Source organism: Endozoicomonas sp. SESOKO2, from assembly GCF_024606245.1.
GTDB lineage: Bacteria > Pseudomonadota > Gammaproteobacteria > Pseudomonadales > Endozoicomonadaceae > Endozoicomonas_A.
Genome location: NZ_JAHHPQ010000378.1, coordinates 1 through 1,172, shown reverse-complemented (window position 1 = coordinate 1,172; position 1,172 = coordinate 1). Strand labels below are relative to the sequence as shown.

Sequence of the window (1,172 nt, the reverse complement as noted above, 5' to 3'; positions counted from 1 at the left end):
TAACTTAATTAAATTACACGGAGGTTCTAATTATGGATGCTATGACTCGCTCCTTACCTATGATCACTGACGTAAAGTCGCAGGCCGCTCTGTGTCCTATTTGTCGGGATGATTTCCATGGCCATAATGTGGCGCCTGTGGACGTCAAACCCCAGTATCAAACCCGATGCGGGCACCACTTCCATCTGGACTGTATTTCGAAGCATTTTGTGAAACAGTCCATCGGCTCACGCCAGTGCAAGGAGTGTGGGCAAAACCCCACGCCTGTATTGAATGAGAGCACCGGTGTATCTCACCCGGATAAATTTTTCCCCGATCATAGGTTTTATGACGCCTGTTTTGACGGGAATTTAAAAAAGGTGAAGAAATCACTGGCAGAAGGCGTCAATGTCAATGCCGTTATGAAGGATGATCTCACTGCCTTGATGATTGCATCCATTAAGGGGCACACTGACGTCGCCGAACACCTGATTAAAAACAGGGCGGAGGTTAATGCTGCCCGAGCCTGTGATGGGTTCACCCCGCTGATGCTGGCAGCCGAATACGGCAATACCGAATGCGTGCAACTCCTGCTCGACAAAGGGGCGGATCTTGACGCACGGAATAAGGGTGGCGCCACACCGCTGCTCTGTGGACTCCCGAGTGGCAATACCAACTGCGTAAAACTAATGATCGACAGAGGAGCGAATGTCAATATCTCCGAGACTCCGGATGGGCCCACCCCACTGTCCTTCGCTGCCCAGGAAAATAACACCGACATTGTGGAACTCCTGATCGACAATGGGGCGGATCTCGACGCTGCCCTGCGCGATGGCACCACCCCACTGGCCATGTCCGTCCGGAGAAATAATATCGTCTGCGTTAAACGCCTGATCAACGCCGGGGCAAATGTCAACGCTCCCACTGCGTATGGCACCACCCCACTGCACTATGCTGCTGAAGAAAATAACACCGATATTGTGAAACTGCTGCTTGAGAAAGGGGCGGATATCGAGGCCCGGAATAAGAATGGCGCCACCCCGCTGTTCTCTGCAACCGTGAAGGGCAATACCGACTGCATAAAACGCCTGATCGACAAAGGGGCAGATCCCGACGCTGCCCTGCGCGATGGCACCACCCCACTGGCCATCCGTCGTCCGGGGGGATCGAGTTTCGCCCCCTTAATGATCAGG

Annotated in this window: 1 protein-coding gene; it reads left to right on the top strand. The window is 53.3% G+C overall.

Annotated features, from left to right (window positions below; translation table 11 throughout):
• Positions 1 to 32 precede the first annotated feature (32 nt).
• Positions 33 to 1,172, top strand: a 1,140-nt coding sequence (locus tag KDK17_RS08315; RefSeq protein ID WP_257287836.1) for an ankyrin repeat domain-containing protein, incomplete at its 3' end; no start/stop codon positions are given.